Genomic DNA, 5,090 nt, shown 5'->3' on the forward strand with positions numbered 1-5,090 from the left:
CAGGTTGTCAGCGCAGGTTGTCAGCGCAGGTTGTCAGCGCAGGTTGTCAGCGCAGGTTGTCAGCGCAGGTTGTCAGCGCAGGTTGAACGCGCGGAGCGCGGTCTGCTTGACGCGGTTGCCGGCCGCGTCCCACGCCTCCACCTTGAGGCTCACCGCGCCCTTGGTGTCGCGGTAGGCCGGGTACCTGGCGCCGGCGGTGTAGGTGCCGTCCCGGCCCCGCTTGAGGTCGGCGGGCTGCCAGGTGGCGCCGTCGTCGGTGCTCGTCCAGAGCCGTACGCCCGCGATCGCCGGCGGCTTCGCCCCAGAAGGCCCGTGGTACGCCTCCAGCTCGAAGGTGTGCCTGCGCCCGGCCGCCACCGTGTTCTCGCTGGACAGGGTGTCACCGAGGTCGTAGCTGACGTACACGGCGGGCACGCTGCGGCACTGCTCGACCGGCCCGTCGATCCACCAGGAGAAGCAGTTGACGCTCGGACGCGCCGGGTCCTCGCCCGGCGGGGCGGTGAACGTCCATTCGATGTCCTGCAGGTCGTTCTTGGCCGTCAGCCGGTAGGTGGCCTCCTCCTCGGGCAGCGGGTAGCGCGGCAGCCGGTCGAACGGCTCGGCGGGCGCGTTCGGGATCTCCTTGCCGTCGCGGTAGAGGTGGAGTTCGTACCGTGGCTGGATGTCGCCGAACACGACGCCGTCGTCGCGCCGGTCCCCGACCCCGCTGACCATCGAAGGAGTCACCCAGAGGTTGCCGTCGTGCACGCAGATCGAGCAGTTCAGCCCGATCGGGAGCTTCTTGAGCGGAGCGGCGGCAGGATCGCTCAGCTTGTACACCTTGTCCGAGGCGGTCGAGGCGCCCGGCGTGCTCGGCATGGCGAACCACTCCTGACGGGTGGTTCCCGGCTTGTCGAACACGTCGACCCGGTAGCGGGTCTCCTCGACCTCCGCGCCCGGTTCGGAGGGCAGCAGCCCGGACAGGCCCGCCGAGCTAAGGATCTCGGGGTCGAGCGGCCAGACCCACTGGGACCTGCGGTTCGGCAACGGGTAGGACCAGTGCAGCATGTTCGTGCTGGTGACCGTGTACGTGACGTCGTCGGTCTTCCACGAGTGCCGCCAGTTCATGTACTTCGTGTACGGCCCCGCGTGCACGTCCATGTCGACCTGGTGGAGCTGGCGATCGGTGATCTTGTAGCTCATCGAGTCGGGGATCCGGCCCTCACCGTACGGCTTGAACACGTAGGAGTACGGCGTGTTCGGCGTGCCCACGGTCTGGATGGTGACCGGCCCGCGCGCCACCGCCTCGCGCACCTTGACGCCCTCGGCGTTCGAGACGTACGCGACGGGGAGGCCGACCGGCAGCATGGGGCCGGTGAACGGCTTCTGCGAGATCGGCAGCGGGATCGCGCAGCCCGAGGGCACCTCGTTGAAGGCCAGGATGCCGGCGGCGCCGGCGTCCCTGATCGGACCCACCCGCTCGACCTGGAGGCCGCACTCCGGCCCCATGAAGCCCTCGGCGAGCTCGGCGTCGACCAGCACGAGCGCGCCGCGCAGGTCCTTGCCCGCGAGATCCTCGGGACGGCCCTTGCCGCCGTCGACCACCCGCAACTCCTTCGTGCCCTCGAAGGGGACGTAGCCGCGATGGATCTCCCCCGAGTCGACCATGTGGACCCTGGTCACCGGGTGCAGGGGCGTGGGCTTCTTCGACGTGCGCGTGGTCGTGCGCATGGTCATGCTGACCTCGGGCACGCCCAGCTCCCACTGGCCGGTGAAGCGGAAGGCGCCCTTGGTGACCTTCTTGGTCGGCAGCGCCCACACCTTCTCCCACGACCCGATGGGGCGGCCGGCGGTCAGGGTGCCGCCGTAGACCTGGCCGTTGGGCAGGGTCCGCTGGAAGAAGAGGTCGTACTCGTTGTTCAGCGGTTCCGCGGTCTTCGGAACGTCGAACTTGATCTCCGTGGCCTTGCGCGCGTCAAAGGTGATCTCGGTGTCGCCGGTGATGGTGAGCTCGGGGTCGAACAGCCAGCCCCGGTTGGACCGGTCGTCGCCGTCCACCCAGGCCAGTACGCTCAGCACGCTGACGGTGCTCGCGGGGACCCTGGTCACGACCACGCCCACGTCGCTCACGCGATACGGGCCCAGCTCGCCCTTGGTCCCGTCGACGTCCACGATGCTCATGGCCTGGGGGGTGCGCGGCTTGCCGTCCCGGTCCAGGGTGCGGATGGTCAGGTCGAACTTGGGCACGTCGCGCACCGCGCCCACTGGCGTGGTGAGCCGTACGCCGTCGGCCTCGGCCGTCACCGCCCCGCTGTACGTCCCGAGGCCGAGCCCGGCCGGGTCGAGGGTGACGGTGGTGGCGGCCGTGCCGCCCGCGGGGATCGTCAGCGTCGCGTCGGCCACGCTCAGCTTCGCGTCGCCGCTCATAGCCGCCTTCAGCGCGAGCGTGACCGGCTGGTCGCCCAGGTTGGTGTACGAGACCTGCCCCGTCTTGACCGCCCCGGAGTCGTCGAGCAGTCCGAAGTCCACGCTGCCGGTGGCGGCGAAGACCTGCTGCCGGATCGCCCGCTCCAGGTCCACCCGGCCCGCGCCCTGCTCGTACACGGTGAAGCCGTCGTCCTTTGCGGTGGACATCAGCGCGGCCTTGAGCTGCCGCGCCGTCCAGTCCGGGTGCCGCTGCGCCATGATCGCGACGGCGCCGGCCACGTGCGGCGTGGCCATGGACGTGCCGTTGGCACTGGTGTAGCGCTCGTTCACCGGAGAGCCCATCACGGTGCCCGACGCCCGCGCGGCCACGATGTCCACGCCCGGCGCCGCGATGTCCGGCTTGAGCGCGCCGTCCTCGATGCGCGGCCCGCGGCTGGAGAATCCGGCGAGCCGGTCGTTCTTGTCCACCGCCGCGACGGTCAGCGCCGCGTCGGCCGCGCCCGGCGCGCTCACGCTCTCCGGGTTCGAGAGGTTGCCCGCGGCGATCACGAACAGCGTGCCGGTCTCGGCGGTCAGGTCGTTGACGGCCTGGCTGAGCGGGTCGGTGCCGTCGCTGGGGTTGCCGCCGAGGCTCATGCTGACGGCCTTGGCCCCGCTGCGCGCGGCCCACTCCATGCCCTCGATGATCCACGACTCCAGGCCGGAGCCCGAGTTGTCGAGCACCTTGCCGACGGCCAGCCGCACGCCGGGGGCGACGCCCTTGTATTTGCCGTCCGAGGCGGCGCCGCTGCCCGCGATCGTCGAGGCGACGTGGGTGCCGTGCCCGTGCCCGTCCTGGACGGGCTGGTCAGGGACGAACGACCGGCTGTCGGCGATCTTCCCGGCGAGGTCGGGGTGGCCGGTGTCCGCGCCGGTGTCCAGGACCGCGAGCTTCACCCCGGTCCCGTCGTAGCCCGCCTCCCACGCCTTGGGCGCGCCGATCATCGGTACGCTCACGTCCAGGTCGGCCTTGACCTTGGCGTCCAGCCAGATCTTGGCGATGCCGCCGCGCAGCGTGGCCGGGGTCCCGGTCAGCCCCTGCTGCCCGGCGCCCTGCTGGGCGCGTACGGCCGCCCAGAACGTGCCCGCCTCCGCCTTCTCGACGTCGAGGGCCGAGGCGTGGATGCTGTCCAGCGTCTGGGTGGGCTCGCTGGCGGGGACGGCGGCGGCCGAGCGCTTGATCGACGCCTCGGACTGCTCCTTGGGATACTGGACGATGACCGGCAGCCGCTTGGTCACGTCGTCGGCGTACCCGTTCTCTGCCAGGTACTTCACGTCGAACAACCGCCTGTCCAGCAGCCCCGACTGGACGGCGGCCAGCGCGTCGTCCGGCAGGACGAAGATGCCGTCCGGGGTGTACTGGGTGAACAGGTTGACCGGAGCGCCGCTGCTCTGGCGGGTGCCGGATGCAGGGTCGACGCGATACTTGCCGGCGACGTCCTGGGTCAGCCGGACCTTGTCACCGGTGATCAGCGTGACGACGACCTCCTTGGCGCGTACACCGGTCAGGGCGACGGTCTGCGTCCCGCCCTGGGTGGCCGAGGAGGCGGCGGGGGTGGAGGCGGTCCGCTCGGTTTCGGCGGCGGAGGCGGGGACGGTCGCCAGTGCCATGATCAACGTGGTGGTGATCAGGGTGGCGATGCCGGTGCGGCGCGCTAACGGGGGGCGGGGCAGTGCCATGGTGGCCTTTCTGGAAGGGGGGTTCAGACGGGCTCGAAGCCGTCGGGAGGCCGGGGCGGTTCCTGCGCCTCGACGTGGACGGCGTCGGCTGGTCCGGCAGGTTCGTCGGGGCCGGATATGGGATCGGGACCGGACGCGGGGTCAGGGCCGGGCGCGAGGTCAGGGCCGGGCGCGAGGTCAGGGGCAGGGCCTGGAAGGAGGTGAGGGGCGGGGCCGTCCGGGTCCGGCTCGCCGGGGTCGGTTGCGGTTTCGGGCATGCCGGAATTGTGGCGGCAGCCGGATGGGGTGAGGTATGGGGTGCCCTATGGGGAAAAATCCCCAATTTCGGGATTTAGTAGTGCGGGGGGAAGTGGCGGGCCAGCTCCGTCCGCGACCGCGCGCCGACCTTGCGCATGGCCGCGCTCACGTGCTTGTCCACGGTCTTCGGCGACAGGAACAGCTCCCGGGCGATCTGCTGGTTGGTCAGCCCCTCGGCCGCGAGCCGGGCCACCTGCTCCTGGCGGGCCGACAGCACCTGGTCGCCACCCTGCCGCACCGGCCCATTCCACGCCGACCCGTTCTGCGCGGGCCCGTTCAACGCCTGGCCGTTCTGTGCGCGCCCATTCCACGCCGCCCCGTTCTGCGCGGGCCCGTTCTGTGCGGGCCCGTTCTGTGCGGGCCCGTTCTGTGCGGGCCCGTTCTGTGTGGAGCCGTCCTGCGCGAGGCGGTTTCGTGCGGGTGCGGGCGTGGGCGGGCGGATGCCCCACTTGCGGCCCAGGCCGGACGCGCGGTCCAGGTCCCAGCGCGCGCCGAGACCCGCGTACGCCGTGACGGCCCGGCCGAGCCGGGTGGCGGCGGCCGGGTCGTCCAGGGCGAAGAGGCAGGCGGCGGCGTGCTCGTTCGCCTGCGCGGCCTCGTACAGCGCCGGGAGCCGCTCGAACGCGTCCGCCGCGGCGGCGAACTCCCCCGCGGCCTCCGCCCAGCGT

3 protein-coding genes are annotated in these 5,090 nt (G+C 71.6%); all 3 read right to left on the bottom strand.

Going from position 1 to position 5,090, the window contains the following annotated elements; genetic code table 11:
- Positions 1–72 precede the first annotated feature (72 nt).
- Entirely contained in the window at positions 73–4,125 is a 4,053-nt protein-coding gene (locus ABD844_RS32760) for a S8 family peptidase (protein WP_344886598.1), read from the bottom strand.
- Between the two features lie 23 nt (positions 4,126–4,148).
- Positions 4,149–4,382, bottom strand: a complete 234-nt coding sequence (locus ABD844_RS32765) for a hypothetical protein (RefSeq protein ID WP_344886600.1) — start codon at positions 4,380–4,382, stop codon at positions 4,149–4,151.
- A gap of 74 nt (positions 4,383–4,456) precedes the next feature.
- On the bottom strand, positions 4,457–5,090 hold a 634-nt coding region (locus tag ABD844_RS32770), incomplete at its 5' end, for a response regulator transcription factor (protein ID WP_344886602.1).

It is taken from the genome of Nonomuraea antimicrobica (genome assembly GCF_039536965.1).
Taxonomy (GTDB): domain Bacteria; phylum Actinomycetota; class Actinomycetes; order Streptosporangiales; family Streptosporangiaceae; genus Nonomuraea; species Nonomuraea antimicrobica.